We start from the raw sequence: 21,581 nt of genomic DNA, 5'->3' as shown, positions 1-21,581 counted from the left end.
TGTTCTTTGACTGTCGTCAGGTCTGCCGTGTAGCCCTCAATTTGCTTGCTTTTCACCTCATCAAATGTCGTGTCACCATTTGTGGCTGTCCAGTCAGTATATGCGACTTCACCAGTCAGCAGATTGGTTGTTTCCGTGCGTGTATAGGTTAAGGTTTCCGTATAACTTTCTGCCGCTTGGCTACCATCTTCATAAACATAATGTATCGTCCGCGAAACCTCTTTGCTTTGTAGATCACAGTCAACTCGGTATCTTTTGCATCGGGTTGAATATTCGTAATTGCTTCGATTAACTCATTATCTGGTGTGCAATATTCAATCATTGGGCTGGAAATTTCAGCAAAAGTCGTGTCGTTGTCTTTTGCCTTCCATTCGCCATAGGTCACTACACCAGTTGCCAAATTCTTTGCTATCACCCGGGTGAACGTGACTTTATCGGTATGATCGTCCGCCGCTTTGCTACCATCTTCATAGACGTAATGAATCGTTTGCTTGACTTCCTCAGTTTCTGTTGCGGTTTCCATTTTTGGCACATACGTAACGGTGACTTCGATGTCTTGATTATCAACCGCTACTCCTGTAACTGCTTCGATCGTTTCCTTATCGACGGTATAGTTCTTAATCTCAGGACTCTTCACTTCGTCAAATGTCGTATCGTTTTCTTTGGCTTGCCATTCTCCATAGATCTTGTCACCAGTTGCTTCATTCGTTGTCACTGTGCGTGTAAAGGTCACCGTGTCTACTTTGTCTGGGGCTGCTTCTTTGCCGTCTTCATACACATAATGAACCGTTTGTTTGACCTCTTTGGTTTCTGTTGACTCAGTCATATTTGGTGAGTAAGTAACAGTCACTTCACGATCTTTGTCCTTTGCTGTCAAACCTGTGACTTTCTCAATGCTTGTTTTGTCTGCATGATAGTTCTTGATCTCAGGACTCTTCACTTCATCAAATGTTGTATCATCACCTTTGGCTTGCCATTCTCCATAGGTCTTGTCACCAGTTGCTTCGTTGGCGGTGACCGTCCGCGTGAACGTGACCGTGTCTACTTTATCTGGCGCGGCTTCTTTGCCGTCTTCATACATATAATGGATCGTTTGTTTGACCTCTTTGGTCTCCGTAGATTCGATCATATTTGGCGAATAAGTGACAGTCACTTCGCGATCTTCTGATTCTGCAGTCAGACCTGTGACTTTATCAACCGTTTTTTGGTCCGCATTGTATTTGTCAATTTCTGGACTTAACACTTCATCAAACATCGTATCATCATCTTGGGCTTGCCATTCGCCATAGGTCTTGTTGCCAGTTGCTTCGTTCGTGGTGACCGTTCGAGTGAACGTAACCGTGTCTACTTTGTCTGGGGCGGCTTCTTTGCCGTCTTCATATACAAAATGGATCATTCGTTTGACTTCTTTGGTTTCTGTTGACTCGGTCATATTTGGTGAGTAAGTAACAGTCACTTCACGATCCTTGTCTTCTGCTGTCAAACCTGTGACTTCCTCGATGCTTGTTTTGTCTGCGTGATAGTTCTTGATCTCAGGACTCTTCACTTCGTCAAATTTCGTGTCATCATCTTTCGCTTGCCATTCGCCAAAAGTTTTGTCACCTGTTGCTTCATTTATTGTGACAGTTCGTGTAAAAGTAACAGTGTCCGTTTTGTCTGGCGCGGCTTCTTTGCCATCTCCATACACATAATGGATCGTTTGGTTGACTTCTTTGGTCTCCGTAGATTCGATCATGTTTGGCGAATAAGTGACAGTCACTTCGCGATCTTCTGATTCTGCAGTCAACTCAGTGACTTTCTCAACCATTTTTTGGTCTGCATTGTACTTGTCTATTTCTGGACTTAACACTTCATCAAACATCGTGTCATCATCTTGGGCTTGCCATTCGCCATAGGTATTTTTCCCTGTTGCTTCATTCGTTGTCACTGTGCGTGTAAAGGTGACCGTGTCGACACTGTCTGGCGCGGCTTCTTTACCATCTTCATACACATAATGGATCATTCGCTTGACTTCTTTGGTCTCCGTAGATTCGATCATATTTGGCGAATAAGTGACGGTTATTTCGAAATCTTCTGATTCTGCCGTCAAGTCTGTGACTTTATCAACCATTTTTTGGTCTGCATTGTACTTGTCTATTTCTGGACTTAACACTTCATCAAACATCGTGTCATCATCTTGGGCTTGCCATTCGCCATAGGTATTTTTCCCTGTTGCTTCATTCGTTGTCACTGTGCGTGTAAAGGTCACCGTATCGACACTGTCTGGCGCGGCTTCTTTACCATCTTCATACACATAATGGATCATTCGCTTGACTTCTTTGGTCTCCGTAGATTCAACCATCTTTGGCGAGTAAATGACAAATTCTTCAATATCTTCTGAATCGGCCTTTACATCGATAACTTCATCGATAAACTCCCTATCTGCATAGTAGTTGACTATCTCTGGACTTTTGACTAAATCAAATATCGTATCATCATCTCTTGCTTGCCATTCACCAAACGTTTCTTCGCCAGTGGCTAGATTCGTCCTTACTTCTCGAGTAAATTCAACTGTGTCTACTTTATCTGGAGCAGCTTCTGTACCGTCTTCATGCAAATAGTGAATGACTCGTGCGACAATTTTTCTTTCCTCATTACTTTCTATTTTAGGACTATAGATATACGTGACCGTTTGCGGAACATTGCTAAAGACAATTTTTTCCTCTCCTTGAACTTCCTTCAATGTATAGTTAGGGATCTCCTCAGGGACAACTTCAATTGAATCGCCAATATTTCCGCCAGTCAATACATTAGGTGGCAATAATTCATTACCCTCTTCATCTAGGTAATTGACTGTGACTGGTGCTCCTTCAATAAACCGAGGCTGCCATACATAGGTGTCAGCCATCGTCGTGCCATCGTAAATCAGCACTAGCTCCTCTGATTTTAATATATGTTCACCGTATGGCGCATCTATGGTACCTGTCCCTACATTTTGCCAGTAGCCGGTATAATAACTTGAATTCCATCCGTACATCCCACTTGGGTCAACCAAGTTCACCGGATAGGAATTGCCTGGCCAATTGTTCCACCCAACAAAACTGAATTTTGGTCCTAATGTTAATTCTCTTAGATAGCGTACATTTGCTAAAAACTGGTTCATCCCAGCACCTAAAGAATTTATAACACCGGTGCTATCAAAATTCGATAAATCTAATGTAGATCCGCTATAGCCATAAAACATACTATTCATCGTGGTGGCTTGACTCGTATCAAGATAAGTCAGCCCAACAATCTCATTCAATTGAGAGGGTACAGTGCCATAGTGGGAGTAGCTCTCGAACAAACCTGCCACATCGGCTGGCAGAATGACGGGCGCAGTGAGAATAACTTTTTTTATGACCATATTTTTAAGTTCTTCCGTTAAAGGAATCACTTGGTCCACCGCCGTTGTCAATGTACCTGCTCCTACAGTCAAAACCCCTTCAATATCTAATGTGGCTGGAGCGGTTCCCCAGTTACCTGACCAAAGGATATTTTCTGCTTCCGCTACTTTTGTTTTCGACTCCTCATCAGATGTTGTACTGCTCTCAGCGGCTTCTGGCTCACTGGAGGATTCTGTCATTTGCTCTGTGGATGGTTCCACTTGATCTTCACTTGCTTGTGATGACTCCGATGCCCCATGTTCCCCTGTACTTTCTACTACTTGTGTTTCTGAATCGACGGTTTCTTCACCTGTAGCTTGTTCGACTATTCCTTCTTGTTGTTCAGATATGAATTCATTTGTACTTCGTGTTACTTCTTCTGTCGTTGAAGTGCTGATCGTTTCAGCTACTGCCGGAACACTGACAATTGCTTGCGTGATCAATGGGCTGCCTAATATAAAAACAGAAGAACTGATCAGAATACGTGATAAAAGTTCTTTCTTCGCTGGTTTTTTCATTGCTTTTCCCTCTTTCAAATTAAGTAAATAAGATCAGCTACACTCTCTCCAATTAAAAAAAGCTGCCCATTGACAACTACTTCTTACATCTATGTAATACGTTCGCTGACTCATTCCTTATGACTGCATTATTGCATGGTTTTCAGGGACGAACACGACAATAATTGTCATGAATATGACAAAATAAGTCCTATTTTATAAAACGAAAATAAAGAATATGAATGATTGTGTCTCTGAAAGTGTGAACAAATTAAAGAAATATAGTTTAACTTACTTCCTAGAACTGGTTCACACTATGTTTACAAAGCGTTCGGAGTCCTCGTAAAAAACTTTGGGTGTAACCGATCAATCCAATTAACTCGAAGGAAATAATAGCTATATAGAGATACAAAAAAAGAGACTGGATATTCAGCCCCTTTTGTTTATCATTCTTATTCATAGAAACAGCCAAGACGCTCTTGATCTTCTCCCTTTATCCTACGGCTAACAAGCAAAAACATCGAAGCCCATTTTTGATTTCTACGAACTTACTTTCCCTGATCTTCCTTAAAAGCAATAGCATCGATTTGAAAAAGAATGCCTACCTCTCCAGAATGAGCGAAAGCTGTCTGAATTGATTTTCTAACCGGAAATTTCCCATGGAAGGTTTCTTTTAAGAGCTTCTCCATCACTGGAATATCAAACACATCTTTAAAAAGTACATCCATTTGAACCACATTTGCAAATGTCAAATCGACTAATTTCAAACGTTCTTCTAAATGATTCAATGCCCCTACAATCTGTTGCTCTATTGGCTGCCCGATGTTCCCCACGCAATAGCCCACGAAAACAAAATTTCCCGCTTCAATCACACCTGAAAGTGCCCAGTCCTCATTGATATCGTATCGCTTCATTCGTTTTGTTTCCCCTTTCTATTTATTTTCATAATAAAAACCATGTCTATTAATTGACTTGGTCATATTATTGCTTTTTTTGTCTTTGAGCGTCAATCCGTACATTCCAACTGATAAATTCCTACTCCACCGAAAAATGCAAGGAATGAGGGGTTGGGGCGATCAATGTCAGCCCGCACCTTTCTTTAAAGTAAGTCTTGCTGTCTTCTTTTGCCACTTGCAAGATTTCCGCTTCAGTAAAAGGCACAACACTGTCACTGCCTCGAAGCTCACTACACTCTAAAATAATCAAAATCTCTGCTTCAAGGGTATTGATTTTCGCAAGCTGTTCGAAAAAATTTTTTTGATTGATTTCTTGAATCGCCATGCGAATTTCTAAACAGTTTCTATGGATTTTTTCTTTGATTTTTCCATACTCATCTTTACTGAAAAGCCGTTCAGATTCCTCAATATAAAAGTTCAAATATTCTTGCAATGTGTGGATTTTAAATGGTTCCTCCATCTCCAGCACCTCCTGTATTTTAATGGTTGATTCTTATGTAAAATGATTTATTCCAGTTTTGTATGTCTGTATTATCACACGGTTTTTAGCTGGAAACGCGTCAATATGTGACTGATTAAATACAAAATACGTCCTGTTATATAAATACTGATTCTAGTTAGTACAGTTCATTTACATAATCACCTTTATCTCCGAACATACTTCGCAAGCTATAGAAGGTGTGACACTGTTGTTCAGCAAATTTCTATCCTCTGGCTATAAAGAAAAACAGGCAGTCCTCTCAGATTTGAGAATACTGCCTGTTTGCTGAATCTTGGGTAAATCAATCATTTTCATTGTATTTTTTATTGGAGGTATTCTGAAATGTTTCCACCGCTTCAATTAGTTCCAGCCACCGGTCACCGGTTGGAAAGCTATTCCACTTAAAAAATTGGACGTTTGGATTTTGGTCCAAAAAGGCTTGCCGATCAACTGGATAATCGGTCACCACAAAATCTGGTTTTTCTGAAACGAAAGCGAGGGTATAGCCAAACCAGCGTTTCAATCGTTCTTTTTGTCTGATTTCTTGAATTTTTCCAAATTTTGATTCATGAAAGATGCGGACTGTCGTTCGATCGATTTTTGCTACAATTGAAAGAAGCATGCTGTATTGAAAAAGCAGTCGATTATTGGAAGCATACATGGTAGTAAAAATTGGGGATTGTTGGGCTAACGATTGGTACATCTCCTGCACGAGTGGAAAAATTTTGGGAAAGACTCTGCGATAATCTTTATCCGTTGTCGTTTTTCCAAAAGCATCAATTTTATTTTTCGACGCAAAGAGGAGTGACACAGAATGAATGTTCAAGGCATTAACGAAAAGATACTCGATCTCCCCTTCAGGGACGAGAAAGATCTTCTGAGCAGTTTTTGCAAACAGTCTTGCTGTTGCAATTGATCCTTCCGAGAAGTGATCAACAACTCTTAGTTGGCTAGGAATCTCTTCAGGCAAATACGTCGTCATCACAGAAAACATATAATATAAGAAGAGAAACTCTGTTTCTGGAACGTCACTTAGAATCAAGTTAGCGTTTAGCAATGGTTTTATGAGCTCTTCTTTGAATTGCTCGTAGGAAATCGTGTGATGGACCATTTTCTTCATCTCTTGAGGAATCTCTTTTACCGGAAAACCTCTTTTAAAACGATAAAGACTTAGTGCAAGCAGTTGGATAAATTTTTCCTGATCGATACCGCGATAAAAACTAGGATAACTTGTCAACTTCTCCTTCAATGCACGAACACTTTGCTTCGACAATCCAATATAACGCACATTCGTCGCATCATAGATCTGCCAATACATGATATGGAAAAAATGACGAATTCGGTATTCTTCCGCTACAAATAACGGTTTCTTTTTTAAATTCAATTTGATTTGATAATTCTCAAGAATCGTTTCTACTTCCTTGAGCTTTCTTTGAACCGTGCGATTACTGACATAATGTTGTTGGGCGGTTTCTTCCAAAGACACGTATTTATCACTAAAGAGTCTGTCTAAAATTTGAAAGGGCATACTTTCTGCTAACATAACCGAATAGAATTTTGACAACAAAAAATTAGGCGCAAAATCAAGGGCTAGCTCCCTTCCTTCTCGCATGTCGATTTCAAAAAAAGGGTATGATTTTTGTAAGTCTCTTGCACGCTCAAAAACTAAAACGATTCTTCTTTTTGATAAATGCACATGATCCGCAAGGTCACTCAATAGTTCACGATCAATGGCATGTTCAAAAAAATACGCAAATAGCTCATAGACATCTTGATCCAATTTAGTTAAAAGAAATTTATACATAGTAATACCTCTTAACTTTAGTTTTACAGTAATTATACTCTTTTAAACGTGCATTTTCATTTCCTAGGTGTTGATTCATTCGTTTCTCTCAATGAAACATTCTTGCTAAATAATTCTGTTATTCGAGATTGTCTTGGAACGTTAGTCTGATAAAGAATCAGAGTCTCAAATGATCAGAAATTCTTTGAGCTACTGGGAATAGTCAGATAAAATCCATTCAAAGATTAAGGAGACGAGGAAACCGTCCAATCCATCCTACAAAAAAGGAGTGGATCGCCCCACTCCATAAAAGGTTAACTTTTTAAACCAATCGTCCATTCTGGACATATTTTACTCTTTATAGAGAAGCTTTAATTCTCAGTTTTTCTTTTTCTTCGCCAAATTGCTAAGAAAGAAAATAGAACAATGATCGTTCCCAAAAAGCCCATGATTCGTTGACCTGTTAGTTGCTCTCCTGTGGCAGGTAATTTACTTTTCCCGTTGGTTTGTGTGTTGGTTTGTGTGTTCATTTGATTGTCTTTGTTTCCTGATTTATCCTCTTTTTCTTCTTCAGGGGTTTTGTTTTCTGATTCAGGCGTATCTGCTCCTGAATCATCCTCTGGTTTATTCTCTTTTTCAGCACCGTACACATAGATGACTTCTTGTGCGGTAGTACTGAACATCCCTTTGGCATTGCTTGGTATTTGAGAAACCGTCCAGCCTGAAAGTTCTTTGGCTTCACTCTCATACGGCAAACCTACTTTGCCGTTCAGAATCGTTGGTTCGGCTAACTGATTGCCTTCTGTATCTTCGTATTTTACCGTCACTGGTGCAGCATCACTACGTTCATACACATAGACCACTTCTTGCGCGGTGTCGCTGAAGATGCCTTTGGCATTGTCGGGTGTTTGGGCTACATACCAACCAGAAATAGATTCTGACTTGCTCTCATACGGCAAACCTACTTTGCCACTTAAAATTGTCGGCTCGGTTAATTGATTCCCTTCTGTATCTTCGTATTTTACCGTCACTGGTGCAGCATCACTACGTTCATACACATAGACCACTTCTTGCGCGGTGTCACTGAAGATGCCTTTGGCATTCGCTGGCGTTTGAGTCACCGTCCAGCCTGAAAGTTCTTTGGTTTCACTCTCGTATGGCAAACCTACTTTGCCGTTCAGAATCGTTGATTCTGCTAACTGATTGCCTTCTGTATCTTCGTATCTTATCGTCACTGGTGCAGCATCACTACGTTCATACACATAGACCACTTCTTGCGCGGTGTCGCCGAAGATGCCTTTGGCATTGTCGGGTGTTTGAGCTACATACCAACCAGGAATAGATTCTGACTTGCTCTCATACGGCAAACCTACTTTGCCGTTCAGAATCGTTGGTTCGGCTAACTGATTGCCTTCTGTATCTTCGTATCTTACTGTCACGGGTGCAGCATCACTGCGTTTGTATACATAAACGACTTCTTGCGGGGTATCACTGAAAGTACCTGTTTTATCCCCTTGGATTTCTTTCAATGTATAGCCAGCAATCGGCTCTTCTTGTGTCGTATACGGTTCACCAACAACCCCTGATAAAGTGACGTCTGGTAACAATGTCTTTTTACTTTCATCAACATACTTGACGGTCACATCTTCTGCAGTATTCACATACTTCACAGGTAGTTGATAATTCACTAAATATTGAATGGTACCTGTACTAGCAACTCTTTCTGTGGACAAACGATTAGGAACAAGAGAAGTGATTGACAAATAATCAACATTGGCGGGAATATGTTTAAATTGAATCCCTTCTTCAGTCAATTCGAACCCATCATTTTCATATAAGGGAAAGATATAGCCATTTTTATCTACCCCCCGAATCGAATAAGAATACTTTTTGTTGGACAAAGAAGAGAGCAACGCATTTCCTTGGGTATCAACCATCATATGGTCTTTATAAAGAACATCAGATTGGCCGTCTTTTACTAACATTGACTCTAATAGTATTTTCTCCTGAGTCATAATAGATAGTTGGGAATTTTGATGGTGTTCTGCAGATAGCTCTAACTTAGAAAAATCCGTCATGCTACTTGCATAGACCGTCAGATAATCTGTAACCCATCCACTAAGATATTGACCAACCCCAATTAATTCTTGGGCTGTCAAATAGGCATCATAATTTCCTATGTGGATATTTGAAAAAGATCCTTTTGGAAAAATTTGTGCTAGTACATTAGGACGGGTAAACAATGTTGCATTGTCCGCCATAGTGATTTTGGGAACATTCGCAGCAATAATAGACGTCGTATATAACGCTTGTAAGTTGCTAGCGTATTCTAAGCCAGTAAAATCGACTACTGTGTCTTTGACTAAAGAAGAAAAATCTAGCTGTTTTAGATTCGCCATATCTTCTTGAGTGATTGTATCAACTGTTTTGTTTAGCCCTTTCGCTACCTCATTTTGCAAATTCTTATCCGGCATCCAAGCGTCCAATGGAACGCTGCGATCAGAGAATGCCTCTTTCATTTCTGCTGACGATTCGGTTGCCAAGCTAGCTGTGTCTTCACTTGAATCAGGTAGTTTTTTTTCTGTCCTTTCCGTCGAGCCATTTTTCTCATCATCATTAAACACTTCTTGCGATTCTGAGTTACTTGTGGTGTCCCCGTTGAATTCTTCTATACGAGAAGAAGCGACTGTTTCAGTAGTCTCCTCCACTTTTTCTAATGTTCCTAGTGTCGTTATTTCCTTGTTTGATGGAATGGTTTCCTGTTCCTCAGCCATAACTTGTGCCAAAGGTGCCAACACAGGCTGACTTAACAAGATCGCCAATGACAAATAGCCCCAAAATTTCCTTTTCATAACATTCTCCTTTTATATTCGTTTAAATACGATACGCTTTCCTATCTTTCACCTATCTACAAACTTCGCCTTCTGATGATGGTGATGACTTGTTAATTACAACTTTTAGACACAGGATGCTCCTGTTCATTTTGATAGTATTGCATGGTTCATCATTCTGAACACGTCAACATTTGTATCAGAAATGACCAAACTTGTCAGGTTTCAACGAACAGGTTATTCAAACAAACAGATCGTTCACTTAACCTGCTTCTTCATGCTCCATGCTTGGACTCGGTCAGCGCTACAATCACTTATTTAAATTGTTATTTTTACACACATAAAAAGAGACACATAACATGCATCTCTTTAGGCGCCCCATTGTAAGTTCAGTCTATTATTGATTTTTTACTAGTTATCCCGATACTCGATCGTCAATCCTTTTAAAAAGTTGCGGGCATATTTGTCTAAGCATGGCTTGTAATTGCGATGGCCTTCTTTGCGTAAAATGGCGCCCAGTTCACCTTTTGAAACCTTAACTCCCGCTTGCTCGAAAATGTTCAGCATTTCATCCGTTGTTAGGGAAAGGGCGATTTTTATTTTCTTCAGCATCAAATTATTCACATTGCCATTGTTCAACTCTAAGACAGGTTCTGCAGCATCTGACTTTGTTCCTCGTTGCGAGCGAATCAAACCATTTAAGAAACGCTCAAAGGCTTCATTGGTACACTCAATCTCGTAGGTCTCAGGGTCTTTTTTCTTCAATAATTGTCTTACTTCTTCTTTCGTGAAAGAAGCGCCGCCAAGTTCAAAAATTTTCACCATGTCAGTATCTTTGATATCCAAAGCATAGCGTAAACGCGTCAAGCGATCATTGTGATTCATTCTATACACCATCCATTTCTTAGGTTGATTATAACAAATAAACCTAGACGAGTAATCCCGTTTTCGCTTTTTTACTCTAAGAACCCATTGTTTTCGTTCAAATGTATATCGCTTCTCTCATTCTACTTCCTCCGCTATACTTGATTTAGGGAGTAAATTTATTCTAACAAAACAATAAACAAAAAAAAGCATCTATTACGATGATGTTTTGGATTGCTTTATTGTTTTTATTTTGTATACAAAAAGGAGAGGAAAGAAATGAAGAAGTATGGGAAATTTTTGGTAATGATTGGGGTATCGACGGTGATTATGTTTTGTATGATGTATTTCAATGTCTATGCCCTCGATCATATTTTTTTCAGCCAAACCCGCCTGTTTATGGCACTTATGATGGGCGCGATGATGGCGATCATCATGCTATTGTTTATGTGGAAGATGTATGACAACAAGAAAATGAATATCGGCATTCTAGTTGTCAGTGTTGCACTCTTTTTTAGTTCACTTTTTATGGTCAGAAGCCAAACTGCCGTGGGAGATACAGCCTGGATGAAAGCCATGATTCCCCATCATTCGATTGCGATTCTAACCAGTAAAAATGCCGATTTGTCTGATCCAAGAGTAAAAGAACTTGCAGAAAAAATCATCGACGCACAGGAAAAAGAAATCAAAGAAATGAAAGAATTGATCGAAGAGTTAGAAAACAAATAGCAATTTTATGTGCTCACTTAAAGAACCAGCAGATCAACTTTTTCCTCACGGATGAGAAGCCCTTCAAGCAATAGCTGAAGGGCTTCTTTTTTATCGTCAGCTACTTTCTTTCTACTGAAAAATCCTGACCGTTATTGCATCCGCTCTTGTTTGACTTTCTTATCCACAACATGACGCTTGGCAAGCTCTTGGCGAATAGCCGCTAAATCAATCCCCATTTCTGCCATTAAAACCAATGTATGATACGCCAAATCAGCAATCTCATAAACGGTTTCTTGACGGTCTTCCTTCATCGCCCCAATTACGACCTCGGTTGCTTCCTCGCCGATTTTTTTTAAGATTTTTTCACTGCCTTTTTCAAACAAGTAGCTGGTATAGCTTCCTTCTTGTGGCGTATCTTTACGACCTTTTATCAGCTCATACAACGCATCGATGGTTGGAGAGGATTTTGTACCATAAAGCACTTCTGTAAAGCAGCTTTCCGTGCCTGTATGGCAAGCAGGTCCGTCTTTTTTTACTTTGGCGACTAAGGCATCTTGATCGCAATCTGCTGTCAATGACACTAAATGCTGGTAATTGCCGCTGGTTTCTCCTTTGCGCCACAATTCTTGACGACTGCGGGAATAAAAGGTCATCAATCGGTCCTTCAAGGTCAAGGTCAAACTTTCTTGGTTCATATAAGCCAAAGTCAAGACTTCATTCGTTTCCACATCCTGCACGATCACTGGAACCAATCCTTGTTCATCAAATCGTACTTGCACCATGTTATCCACTCCTTCTGTTGCCTATCAAAACGCCTACTCTATACGATTCGTACGGGAATATCGACGGCCTGTAATTGTTTTTTCAGCTCTGGGATTTTTACCTCGCCATAGTGAAAAATCGAGGCTGCCAATCCTGCTTCAATATTTGGCAATTGAAACAGCTCGATAAAATCGGTACTTTTGCCAGCACCACCGGATGCGACGATCGGTAATTTGGTGATTTCGCTGACAGCTTTCAGCAAGTCGAGATCAAACCCCTGCTTCACGCCATCGGTATCCATGCTGTTGATGACTAGTTCACCAGCACCTAACTGCTCAGCTTGGTGAATCCACGCCAATGCTTCTAAGCCTGTATCTTCCCGTCCGCCTTTGGCAAACACATGCCAGTTCTCACCGACACGGCGAACATCAACGGATAAAACAACGCACTGGCTGCCATAGCGTTTCGCGCCTTCTGCGATCAGCTCTGGTCGGCGAAGCGCTCCCGAATTGACGCTGACTTTGTCGGCGCCACAGTTTAAGACTCGCTCAAAATCTGCTACTTGATTGATGCCGCCCCCCACCGTCAAAGGAATAAACACTTCTGACGCCACGCGCTGCAAAATGTCCGTGAATAAGCCGCGTTCTTCTGCAGAAGCAGTAATGTCATAAAAAACCAGCTCATCGGCGCCTTGTTCATTGTAAAAGCGCGCCAAAGTCACCGGATCATTGACATCTTTTAAGCCAGCAAAGTTGACCCCTTTCACTACTCGCCCATCTCGCACATCAAGGCAAGGAATAATTCGTTTGGCGATCATGCTTCTGCCTCCCCTGCTGCTAAGACATCGGCCAATTGGAGACTACCGTTATATAAGGATTTCCCGACGATCACGCCAGAGATCCCCAACTGTTTTAATCCTTTGATATCTGCCAATGAAGCCACGCCGCCAGAAGCCACGATGTCGCAATCCAATTGATTGAGTTTTTCGTATAAGGGCAGATTGATGCCTTCTCCTGTACCGTCACGGGAGATTTCGGTAAAGATGATCGTTTGCGCGCCCCATGCCACCAATTGTTGGCAAAAAGTAAACGCGTCTGTTGCCGTTTTCTCGAGCCAGCCTTCCACTGCCACTTTTTCTTCCTTGGCATCGACTCCAATGGCGATCTTATTGCCGTATTTCTTGAGCATCGCTTTTGTGAATGCTGGGTCTTTCTGGGCAATCGTGCCGAGGATCACCCGATGAACGCCTGCTGCCAAACAATGCTGGATCGTTTCTTCCTCACGAATCCCGCCGCCAACTTCGACAAACAGATTGGTCTGCTGGACGATGTTTTTTGCGATATCAAAGTAATGGAGTTTGCCGGCTTTGGCACCATCTAAGTCGACGAGGTGCAGATAGTTGGCACCCGCTTCTTCAAATGAACGAGCAAATGCCACTGGATCATCCCCAAACACTTCTTTTTGCTCATAGTCTCCTTGGTACAAACGGACCACTTTTTGATCTAACAGATCGATTGCTGGAAAAATTTTCATAGCGGCACCTCCGTAAATGCTTTTAAAATCTTCAACCCGACTGCCCCGCTTTTTTCTGGGTGAAACTGAGTGCCGAAGACATTGTCTTTTTGCACAATACCGGGAATTGCTAGACCATAGTCACTGTCTGCCACGACATACTCTTGGCAATCAGTAGCAAAATAACTGTGGACATAGTAGACAAAGTCTTGTTCCCCTAGCCCGCTGACGAGGGGACTTTCTTTTCTGACAGTCAAACGATTCCAACCAATCTGCGGCACTTTCAGATTCAGTTTGGCTTCTTCAAAGGCGCATTGCATGGAAACGATCCGTCCTGGAATCAAACCGAGCCCCGCATGTGTGCCAAACTCCTCACTGCTATCAAACAACAGCTGCATCCCTAAACAAATGCCTAAAAAGGGTTTGCCAGCTGCTGCCAATTCTTGGATCGGTTCGATCAGCGACAACTCTGCCAACTTTTGGCGAGCATCGCCAAAAGCCCCTACGCCGGGTAAAAGAATGCGGTCGGCAGCTTTTAATTCTGCTAATGAACGCGTGATTCGGCACTCAACACCCAAATAGTCCAGCGAACGAGACAAGCTGAACAAATTGCCGACCCCATAGTCGATGATTGCTAACATAATACGCCCCTTTCCTTATCTCATCCCTCTGTGTGGAAGATACGTAATCATTTTTCCCCTCATGAATCACTGGATCGTCCCTTTGGTTGAAGGGATCTCATCTGGGGCTGCTTGATTGATCGCCACCGCTTCACCTAAAGCACGCCCAAAACCTTTAAAGCAAGCTTCCACAATGTGGTGGCTGTTTTTGCCAGCGATTTGATGGAGATGGATCGTAGCACCTAATTCACGGGCAAAAGCAATGAAGAATTCTTCAACCAACTCCGTATCAAACTGCTGCCCGATTTTTTCACTCGGTATCGCCAACTCTACGACTGCCATGCCGCGACCGCTAATATCGATCGCTGTCATAACTAAGGCTTCGTCCATCGGCAGCAGCATACTACCATAGCGTTTGATACCTCGTCGCTCCCCAAGACTTTCTGAAAACGCTCGGCCAATGGCGATGGCAACGTCTTCTGTTGTGTGATGGGCATCTACTTCTGTATCGCCATCACAAACCAACGTCAAATCAAAGCGACCGTGGCGGACAAATAATTCCAGCATGTGGTCTAAAAACCCCACACCAGTCTTGATTGATTGCTGACCAGTACCATCGATCGTCAACTGCAGGTGGATCTTGGTTTCCGTCGTATTGCGGGTAGCTTCTGCTTTTCTCATTCCTTCACCTCTTCTATGATCGTTGTTAGCACCGTCATCAGTCGTTCCATCTGGGCCTTCGTTCCTACCGTAATTCGTAAATACTCTTTGATGCGGGGCTGATTGAACCAGCGGACGAAGATTTTCTGCTCTTTCAGTGCCTGATACAACTCTTCACCGGCAATCGCAGGGTGCCTTGCAAACAAAAAATTCCCTTGGCTGTCGGTCTGCTCAAAGTCGAATTTCGCTAGGGCTTGCTTGCTCCACTCACGCACGTGGATCGTTGCTTGGATTTTCTCATCGACATACGCTTGTTCCTGCAAAACGGCTGCACCAGCGGCTTGGGTCAAACTATTGACATTGTACGGATTCAAGCTAAATTTCAACCGATTCAAGTCTTGGATCAGTCCTTCATTGGCAACCGCAAAGCCTAAGCGTGCTCCTGCCAGCTGCCGAGATTTCGAAAACGTCCCCACAACCAAGAGATTTGGGTATTGATCGATCAAAGAAACCATTGAAGAGCCGCCAAAATCGATATAGGCCTCATCGACTATCACTAAGCGATCGGGATGCCGTTTTAGAAAGGCACAGATTTCGCTTTGTTCTTGATAAACCCCAGTCGGGGCATTGGGATTGGCAAAAATGACGGTCCCTTTGAGTGAATCGTAGTCCGTTAACGCGATCGAGAAATCTTCTTGCAGCGGAACAACGGTGGCAGCGACTTGGTACAAGGCACTATACACTTGATAAAACCCGTAGGTCACATCGGGAAAGGCGATGCCGTTTTCCGTGAAGCCTTGAAAGAGGTAGGACAAGACTTCGTCACTGCCATTACCGAGAAACAGTTGGGCTGGTGTAACGCCAAGATAGGCAGCCAGAGGGTTTGTCACTACTTCAGCAGCAATATCCGAGTAACGATTCAGCTTTTGGGCGGCATCAGCAACCGCTGCTTGAACACTTGGCGCTGGCGGATAAGGACTTTCATTGGTGTTCAGTTTAATAACGACTTGCTCATCTACTTGTTCCCCCGGTGTATAAGGAGTCAGCTTGTGATACTTTTGATGTAAAAAGGTCATTTTTCTCCCTCTCTTCGTACATTGATCGAACGGGCATGGCCGATCAAGTCTTCGGTTTCCGCGAACAACGCTACAGCTGGACCAGCTGCTTTCATGGCTGCCTCTGGGTAATACAAATAACTGCTTTTCTTAATAAAATCGTCCACTGATAACGGCGAATAGAAACGAGCCGTCCCTTCTGTCGGTAGGGTATGGTTTGGTCCAGCAAAATAATCTCCCAGTACTTCCGGTGTATGGTGACCTAAAAAGACGCTACCCGCATTTTCTACTTGTCCCAATAATGCAAAAGGATCAGCCACCGCTAATTCAAGGTGTTCTGGAGCAATTTGATTGGCAATGGTAAGTGCTTCGGTCAAATCTTTGACCAGAATCAGCTTTCCGCTAGATTCAAGCGCCGCAGCAGCAATGTCTTTGCGGGGCAGTTGCTTCAGCTGCAACTCAAGCTCGGCTTGTACTTCTTCAATCAAAGCTGCTTCTGTTGTGACTAAGATAGCTTGCGCTAAGGGATCATGCTCGGCTTGTGCCAAAAGATCCGCCGACAGCCAGCGAGGATTTGCGCTGGCATCAGCGAGGATCAGCACATCGCTGGGCCCTGCGATCATATCGATATCAACTTCGCCGTACACCATTTTTTTCGCTGTGGCGACATAAATATTTCCCGGTCCGACGATTTTGTCGACTTTGGGAATTGTTTCTGTTCCATAAGCCAATGCCGCTACGCCATGGGCCCCACCGACTTTGTAGATTTCATCCACTCCGGCAACGGAAGCTGCCGCTAAAATAGCAGCCGGAACTTTTCCCTGACTGTCCGTCGGTGTGATCATAACGATTTTTTTGACCCCGGCGATTTTTGCCGGCAGGACATCCATCAAAACCGTACTTGGATAAGCTGCTGTGCCGCCAGGAACATAGACCCCGACTTTTGCTAATGGTAAGACCCGCTGTCCCATCACAACGCCATTTTCCTTCGTTAAGACAAAGCCTTGCTGGACTTGTTTTTGATGAAATGCCAAAATGTTTTCTTTCGCCTGTTCCATCACATTAAGCAGCTCGGGTGAGACGGCATGGACAGCCGCGTCTATCTCCCCTGGACTGACGGTTAAGGAAGACAAGGTCACTTGATCGATTTCCTCAATTAATTGAAACAACGCCTGATCTCCTTGCTGCTGAACACGGGCAATGATTTGGGCGACAATGGTTGAAACATCTTTCGTTTCCGACTGTTTCCTTGCCACAATCGTTTCGATCGTATTTTTTTGGGTCGAAAAAATTCTCATAATTGCTCCCTCACCTTCTCAATCACTGTTTGAATGCGTTCTTGCTTGAAACGCCACGTGGCGTGGTTGATCACTAAGCGCGCTGAAGACGGCGCGATGTCTTGGATCACTTCTAAATCATTTTCTTTTAGTGTCGTCCCCGTTTCGACGATGTCAACGATCACATCGGAGAGACCTAATAAAGGGGCCAATTCAATCGATCCATGCAGTTGGATCAATTCCACTGAGCGACCTAAACCTTGATAAAACTGGCGGGTGATCTGCGGATATTTTGTAGAGACCCGCAGCGGTCGGGAGAAATCTTCCTCGAAATCCTTACGCGCCGCTACGGCCAAACGGCAGACCCCCATATGCAAATCAAGAAATTCGATGACTTCCGCCTTGCTTTCCATTAAAATATCTTTGCCTACGACACCGATATCCGCCACTCCGTGCTCCACATAGATTGCTACATCGCTAGGCTTGACTAAGAAAAAGCGCAGCTTGTTTTCTTCATCACAAAAAATTAGTTGGCGATTGTCTTTGAAGACGCCTTGCGCAGCGACTCCGGCTTTCGTGAACAAATCATATACGGCATCCCCCATGCGGCCTTTTGGCAGCGCAATGTTCAAATAGGCTGAACTTTCGTTGTCAGTCGGCAACTTTTGCCCCACATGATTGAGCTTCATGCCAAATCCGATCGCTCCTTGCGCTTTGCCTTGCCGACTCATCAAGCGATCATAACGGCCGCCATATAAAATTGTCTCTCTTGCTTCTTCGATAAATCCTTGAAACAGCAAACCACTGTAATAATCGGCATCATTTAAAATCGAAAAATCTAACCTTATTCGAATGGAGGTTGACAGTTGTTCTTTTTGCAATGCTTGATACAGTTGGTTCAGTTCTGCTAAACCAGCTTGAGCTTGGGGATATTCTGCCAGCAGTTCTTTGGCTTTTTGATACTTGGTTTCAAAATCACCTGACAAACGTACCAGTTTCGCTAATTTTTCAGCTTCTGTTGCTGACAAGCCAGCTTTTTCAGTCAGTGCATCCATGCCATGAGAACTCTTGTCCCGCAGGCAGTGCAATACCTTTTGTCGATCCGCTTCGGGGAAGCGTTGGCAGATGCCATCCAAAATCCCCATATGGGACAGATCCAAGGTCCCTTTTCCCACCTGAGCCAAACTTTCCCACGCCAGTTTTACAACCTCCAGTTGATCTTCCCACGTGATTTGGTCAATGAGCTCCAAACCGATTTGATCGATTTTTTGGTATTCCCCAGCTTGACGATCCTGTCGATAGACATCTTCCACATAATACACTCTACGCGCCTCTCCAGACGGTGTATTTTTGGCAATCGACAAGGTAACATCGGGTTTTAGAGCCATCGTCCTGCCATCCGTGCCTGTAAACGTGATGATGGAAGAACCACGCAAAAACTGATCATTTTGCTGATAGTTGCGATACTCTTCAAAGTTGTTCGAGTGATAAGGTGAAAAATGATGCTGCGTATACAATTTTCTTAATTTCAGTTCGACTTGTTCGGCTGGTTTCAATACATTCCATAACTCTTCCACACTTATCACTCCTATTTCATGCCACTGATCCGGCTTTCTCACTGTTAAAGGCTCGCTTTATCATCGATTCACCATCAGTTTTTCTAATAATACTAATGGTTTTGCCATAAATAAGCAATGGTATTTTTCGAAATATTCTGGAATTTTAGTCGATTTCAAGAGAACATAGCGATGTCGTTTCTTTGTTGACGATTATTCCATCGAAACTGGAAGTCAGTTTTCCTTTCTTAATGAAGTAACTTAGTACTTGTGCATCCTCCATCACTTAGTTGCACAACCATAAAAAAGTCCGAAATATACGACCATCTTGTTTCAGAAACTCGTTATCGATTACTCTATCCTTTGTACCGTACAAAGAATTGGCGCAAATGAAGCGATGATATGACAATCACCCAAAACGTTCATTGTTGTACTTATCGCTTATATTGCGGCACAAAAAGCACACTCAGAAGAATCAGAGAAAACAGCTAAATAGTACATGCTCTATAGCTTAATAAGGAGAGAAAAGTAAATGAACAAACTTATAGGAAAACAAATCTCATGGAACAACGCTTTACTAGGAACAGTCCTCGCAGGTATCGGTTTGGTCGGTCTTTTGTATGCCCCTGCCATCGTCAGCATCTTCTCATTATCGATTGCCAGCTATTTGGCATTACGGCTGGTTTACGGTAATGAGGCAGTCAAGCAGCTCTTTGGAAAACCCATCGCGCCAGTGAAGACGATCAGCAAGTATGTTCTTTTAAACATCCTGATCAGCTTCCTCGTTTCTCTCGTTTTGCAATATGGACTAAAATGGGATCTTCACGGAAATCCAGTGAACGAAGGCTTTCAATGGTTGACTCTGCTAGTTATTCCAATCATGTTACTTGGAGAAGAACTCTTTTCTATCTTCTTTTTAGCGATCTTTTCTAGTAAATGTACCTTGCCAATTGCCAGCATCCTTTCCGCGATCATCTTTGGCTTGGTTCATTACAGCACTTATGACAACGGCAATGTTTTCCATACCTTGATCCATATTCTTTTCATTCAAGGAGTGGCGCGCTTGCTATTTAACCAAGCTGCTATCAAGAGCAACTCGATCCTGACTAGTTGGGGCACACATGTCTTGTTCGACCTGTTTGCTATTTTAGTGGCTTATCTGACTGCTTGAGAAGAAAGAAAAAGACTGATTCAATTGGAATCAGTCTTTTTTGATACAACAAATAGTTACTTGTGTGCCCCTCCTTGAAAGGACGCATTGATCGCTTTTGTGCCTTTCACAAGGTTGGGTGTTTGTTCTATTCGCTGCGTTTCATAAGAAAATGGTCTTACTTTTTAAAGGTACCCTCTTTTACTTTCTCACAAATTTCTGCCTCACTGTACACCTTCATCAGCCGTTTGACTTCGCCTTCGATGTTGAAGCGCAAGGCTTCTGTCGCCTTCAGATTTTTCAATGCTTGTTCAAGATAACAAAAAAAGGTTGTTTCCTTCATTCAACTCAGCCTCCTTGTCAATCGTTGGTTTTACCGATCAGTTTACCAACATCGCTCAACTCCTGATCAATTCCTCCAGGAAACAAAAGGATTGTGCAGACATCTGCTTCTTAGTAGTTACACGAGGCCGTGCTTTTGGAGCGCTTGCGCAATCTCGCCGTCTTCTGGTCGAGCCGTCACCTCGTCAGCTACTGCCAATAGCTGTTCACAGGCATTGCCCATTGCAATTCCCGTCGCAACAGCTTCAAACATTTCGACATCATTATGGCCGTCACCAAACGCCAAGGTATCTTTGTTATCGATCCCTAAATGGTTCAAGAGAAAATCGATGGCTGTTTTCTTGTGGATATTCTTGATGCCGATCTCGCCGCTATCTTTGCCAAAAACAGGTACCGTACTGCGAATCATTTGGAATTGTTCGTGGTATTGGTCATGGACCCGTTCATAAGGAATGGAATGATTGATAAAGGAAACTTTGTTCACGTCATCGTAATCGATTTTCGCTTCGTCCTCAATCAGTAAATCAAGGAACCACTGAATAGTTTGAACGCGTTGTTTTCCTGCTTTACTTTCAACAGACTCACCTGCTAAGACGATCTCCAGCAAACGATTTCTTAGATTGGTACTTGCAAATAAACCTTGGTTCGATTCCAAGTAATACTCGATTTGGTTTTCTTTTAAGAAATCAATCAATCTTAATAAAGCTTCTTTTTCAAAAACTTTGTGCAAAATCACCTCATTATGCACCTCACAATAACCGCCGCCGGCACCAATCATCCCACTTAGGGGCAGTGCCAACACGTCTTCTGTAATTTCGGCCTTTGAACGACCGGTACATAAGAAAAATTCATGGCCTTTCTTATGCGCCGCTGTGATCGCTTGGCGTGCACTTTCTGGTACATTTCCAGCATCATCACATAATGTTCCATCTACATCTAAAAAGACAATTTTTTTCGTCAAATCATTCCCTCTTTTCTCACTCAATCAATAAAGCGCTCACATGAACGTACTTGCCGAACACAAGGTGTCAAGATCAGCTCCTTAGAATTAGTATAACAAATCACAAGGAAAGTGCGCTAGACTATTTTACTAGATCATAAGATGGGATTCTGTTATTAT

18 protein-coding genes and 1 pseudogene are annotated in these 21,581 nt (G+C 42.5%); 2 read left to right on the top strand and 17 right to left on the bottom strand.

All coding sequences use genetic code 11. The features are described from left to right. Nucleotides 1-2 precede the first annotated feature (2 nt). The 7 genes and pseudogenes from CXM95_RS19160 to CXM95_RS03815 form a co-directional block, all read right to left on the bottom strand. Nucleotides 3-206: pseudogene (locus CXM95_RS19160) on the bottom strand (mucin-binding protein); the annotation flags it as partial. Next, entirely contained in the window at nucleotides 149-3,922 is a 3,774-nt protein-coding gene (locus tag CXM95_RS03840; protein ID WP_233499086.1) for a mucin-binding protein, read from the bottom strand. The pseudogene CXM95_RS19160 and the gene CXM95_RS03840, both read right to left, overlap by 58 nt. Before the next feature lie 527 nt (nucleotides 3,923-4,449). Continuing rightward, complete coding sequence (locus CXM95_RS03835; RefSeq protein WP_008377153.1) at nucleotides 4,450-4,815, bottom strand: RidA family protein; 366 nt, start codon at nucleotides 4,813-4,815, stop codon at nucleotides 4,450-4,452. Nucleotides 4,816-4,936: 121 nt separating this feature from the next. Then, the gene (locus CXM95_RS03830; protein WP_008377151.1) at nucleotides 4,937-5,317 is read right to left on the bottom strand and encodes a DUF7006 family protein; all 381 of its coding nucleotides are present in this window, start codon (nucleotides 5,315-5,317) and stop codon (nucleotides 4,937-4,939) included. Between the two features lie 322 nt (nucleotides 5,318-5,639). Next, nucleotides 5,640-7,142: a helix-turn-helix domain-containing protein gene (locus tag CXM95_RS03825; protein WP_008377149.1), complete on the bottom strand. Its 1,503-nt coding sequence runs from the start codon at nucleotides 7,140-7,142 to the stop codon at nucleotides 5,640-5,642. 350 nt (nucleotides 7,143-7,492) lie between these two features. Then, a complete protein-coding gene (locus CXM95_RS03820; RefSeq protein WP_061053831.1) occupies nucleotides 7,493-9,973 on the bottom strand; it encodes a MucBP domain-containing protein in 2,481 nt (826 codons plus the stop codon). 390 nt (nucleotides 9,974-10,363) lie between these two features. After that, a complete protein-coding gene (locus CXM95_RS03815) occupies nucleotides 10,364-10,837 on the bottom strand; it encodes a DUF1456 family protein (RefSeq protein ID WP_008377143.1) in 474 nt (157 codons plus the stop codon). A gap of 258 nt (nucleotides 10,838-11,095) precedes the next feature. Between CXM95_RS03815 and CXM95_RS03810 the strand changes: the two genes are divergently transcribed. After that, nucleotides 11,096-11,545, top strand: coding sequence for a DUF305 domain-containing protein (locus CXM95_RS03810; RefSeq protein ID WP_005237438.1), 450 nt, complete (start codon nucleotides 11,096-11,098; stop codon nucleotides 11,543-11,545). A 131-nt stretch (nucleotides 11,546-11,676) separates the two neighbouring features. Here CXM95_RS03810 and hisIE read toward each other — a convergent pair whose 3' ends face one another. The 8 genes from hisIE to hisG all read right to left on the bottom strand — a co-directional run bounded on the left by hisIE (nucleotide 11,677) and on the right by hisG (nucleotide 18,990). After that, a complete protein-coding gene (gene hisIE / locus CXM95_RS03805) occupies nucleotides 11,677-12,309 on the bottom strand; it encodes a bifunctional phosphoribosyl-AMP cyclohydrolase/phosphoribosyl-ATP diphosphatase HisIE (protein ID WP_008377139.1) in 633 nt (210 codons plus the stop codon). Nucleotides 12,310-12,347: 38 nt separating this feature from the next. Next, nucleotides 12,348-13,106 (bottom strand): imidazole glycerol phosphate synthase subunit HisF, encoded by a 759-nt coding sequence (gene hisF / locus CXM95_RS03800; RefSeq protein ID WP_008377137.1) that lies wholly within the window; start codon nucleotides 13,104-13,106, stop codon nucleotides 12,348-12,350. Further along, nucleotides 13,103-13,822 carry a 1-(5-phosphoribosyl)-5-[(5-phosphoribosylamino)methylideneamino]imidazole-4-carboxamide isomerase gene (gene hisA / locus CXM95_RS03795; protein WP_016611981.1) on the bottom strand — a complete coding sequence of 240 codons (720 nt, stop codon included), beginning with the start codon at nucleotides 13,820-13,822 and terminating at the stop codon, nucleotides 13,103-13,105. The genes hisF and hisA overlap by 4 nt, the downstream gene beginning before the upstream one ends. Next, nucleotides 13,819-14,442: an imidazole glycerol phosphate synthase subunit HisH gene (gene hisH, locus CXM95_RS03790; protein WP_016611979.1), complete on the bottom strand. Its 624-nt coding sequence runs from the start codon at nucleotides 14,440-14,442 to the stop codon at nucleotides 13,819-13,821. Before hisH ends, hisA begins: the two co-directional genes overlap by 4 nt. 66 nt (nucleotides 14,443-14,508) lie before the next feature. Continuing rightward, the gene (gene hisB, locus CXM95_RS03785) at nucleotides 14,509-15,102 is read right to left on the bottom strand and encodes an imidazoleglycerol-phosphate dehydratase HisB (protein WP_061053828.1); all 594 of its coding nucleotides are present in this window, start codon (nucleotides 15,100-15,102) and stop codon (nucleotides 14,509-14,511) included. After that, the gene (hisC, locus tag CXM95_RS03780) at nucleotides 15,099-16,157 is read right to left on the bottom strand and encodes a histidinol-phosphate transaminase (RefSeq protein WP_008377129.1); all 1,059 of its coding nucleotides are present in this window, start codon (nucleotides 16,155-16,157) and stop codon (nucleotides 15,099-15,101) included. The genes hisB and hisC overlap by 4 nt, the downstream gene beginning before the upstream one ends. Next, complete coding sequence (gene hisD, locus CXM95_RS03775) at nucleotides 16,154-17,434, bottom strand: histidinol dehydrogenase (protein WP_008377127.1); 1,281 nt, start codon at nucleotides 17,432-17,434, stop codon at nucleotides 16,154-16,156. The genes hisC and hisD overlap by 4 nt, the downstream gene beginning before the upstream one ends. Next, nucleotides 17,431-18,990, bottom strand: coding sequence for an ATP phosphoribosyltransferase (hisG, locus tag CXM95_RS03770; protein WP_101698856.1), 1,560 nt, complete (start codon nucleotides 18,988-18,990; stop codon nucleotides 17,431-17,433). The genes hisD and hisG overlap by 4 nt, the downstream gene beginning before the upstream one ends. Before the next feature lie 511 nt (nucleotides 18,991-19,501). Here hisG and CXM95_RS03765 point away from each other — a divergent pair. Then, complete coding sequence (locus tag CXM95_RS03765; protein WP_016611971.1) at nucleotides 19,502-20,140, top strand: CPBP family glutamic-type intramembrane protease; 639 nt, start codon at nucleotides 19,502-19,504, stop codon at nucleotides 20,138-20,140. Between the two features lie 157 nt (nucleotides 20,141-20,297). On the opposite strand, the gene CXM95_RS18800 is transcribed toward CXM95_RS03765, so the two are convergent. Both CXM95_RS18800 and CXM95_RS03760 read right to left on the bottom strand, forming a co-directional pair. Then, complete coding sequence (locus tag CXM95_RS18800) at nucleotides 20,298-20,462, bottom strand: hypothetical protein (protein ID WP_008377119.1); 165 nt, start codon at nucleotides 20,460-20,462, stop codon at nucleotides 20,298-20,300. Nucleotides 20,463-20,579: 117 nt separating this feature from the next. Further along, complete coding sequence (locus CXM95_RS03760; protein WP_101698855.1) at nucleotides 20,580-21,422, bottom strand: Cof-type HAD-IIB family hydrolase; 843 nt, start codon at nucleotides 21,420-21,422, stop codon at nucleotides 20,580-20,582. Between the last annotated feature and the right edge of the window lie 159 nt (nucleotides 21,423-21,581).

This window comes from Enterococcus sp. CR-Ec1 (assembly GCF_002850555.1).
Classification (GTDB): Bacteria; Bacillota; Bacilli; order Lactobacillales; family Enterococcaceae; genus Enterococcus_D; species Enterococcus_D entomosocium.
Note: the sequence above shows the minus strand (reverse complement) of the source record. Positions and strands in the feature narration are given on the sequence as shown.

Excerpts from the sequence above, each read along its gene's own strand:
- CXM95_RS03840 (WP_233499086.1), bottom strand. The coding sequence starts at position 3,922 with ATGAAAAAACCAGCGAAGAAAGAACTTTTATCACGTATTCTGATCAGT.
- CXM95_RS03835 (WP_008377153.1), bottom strand. The coding sequence starts at position 4,815 with ATGAAGCGATACGATATCAATGAGGACTGGGCACTTTCAGGTGTGATT.
- CXM95_RS03830 (WP_008377151.1), bottom strand. The coding sequence starts at position 5,317 with ATGGAGGAACCATTTAAAATCCACACATTGCAAGAATATTTGAACTTT.
- CXM95_RS03825 (WP_008377149.1), bottom strand. The coding sequence starts at position 7,142 with ATGTATAAATTTCTTTTAACTAAATTGGATCAAGATGTCTATGAGCTA.
- CXM95_RS03820 (WP_061053831.1), bottom strand. The coding sequence starts at position 9,973 with ATGAAAAGGAAATTTTGGGGCTATTTGTCATTGGCGATCTTGTTAAGT.
- CXM95_RS03815 (WP_008377143.1), bottom strand. The coding sequence starts at position 10,837 with ATGAATCACAATGATCGCTTGACGCGTTTACGCTATGCTTTGGATATC.
- CXM95_RS03810 (WP_005237438.1), top strand. The coding sequence starts at position 11,096 with ATGAAGAAGTATGGGAAATTTTTGGTAATGATTGGGGTATCGACGGTG.
- hisIE (WP_008377139.1), bottom strand. The coding sequence starts at position 12,309 with ATGGTGCAAGTACGATTTGATGAACAAGGATTGGTTCCAGTGATCGTG.
- hisF (WP_008377137.1), bottom strand. The coding sequence starts at position 13,106 with ATGATCGCCAAACGAATTATTCCTTGCCTTGATGTGCGAGATGGGCGA.
- hisA (WP_016611981.1), bottom strand. The coding sequence starts at position 13,822 with ATGAAAATTTTTCCAGCAATCGATCTGTTAGATCAAAAAGTGGTCCGT.
- hisH (WP_016611979.1), bottom strand. The coding sequence starts at position 14,442 with ATGTTAGCAATCATCGACTATGGGGTCGGCAATTTGTTCAGCTTGTCT.
- hisB (WP_061053828.1), bottom strand. The coding sequence starts at position 15,102 with ATGAGAAAAGCAGAAGCTACCCGCAATACGACGGAAACCAAGATCCAC.
- hisC (WP_008377129.1), bottom strand. The coding sequence starts at position 16,157 with ATGACCTTTTTACATCAAAAGTATCACAAGCTGACTCCTTATACACCG.
- hisD (WP_008377127.1), bottom strand. The coding sequence starts at position 17,434 with ATGAGAATTTTTTCGACCCAAAAAAATACGATCGAAACGATTGTGGCA.
- CXM95_RS03765 (WP_016611971.1), top strand. The coding sequence starts at position 19,502 with ATGAACAAACTTATAGGAAAACAAATCTCATGGAACAACGCTTTACTA.
- CXM95_RS18800 (WP_008377119.1), bottom strand. The coding sequence starts at position 20,462 with ATGAAGGAAACAACCTTTTTTTGTTATCTTGAACAAGCATTGAAAAAT.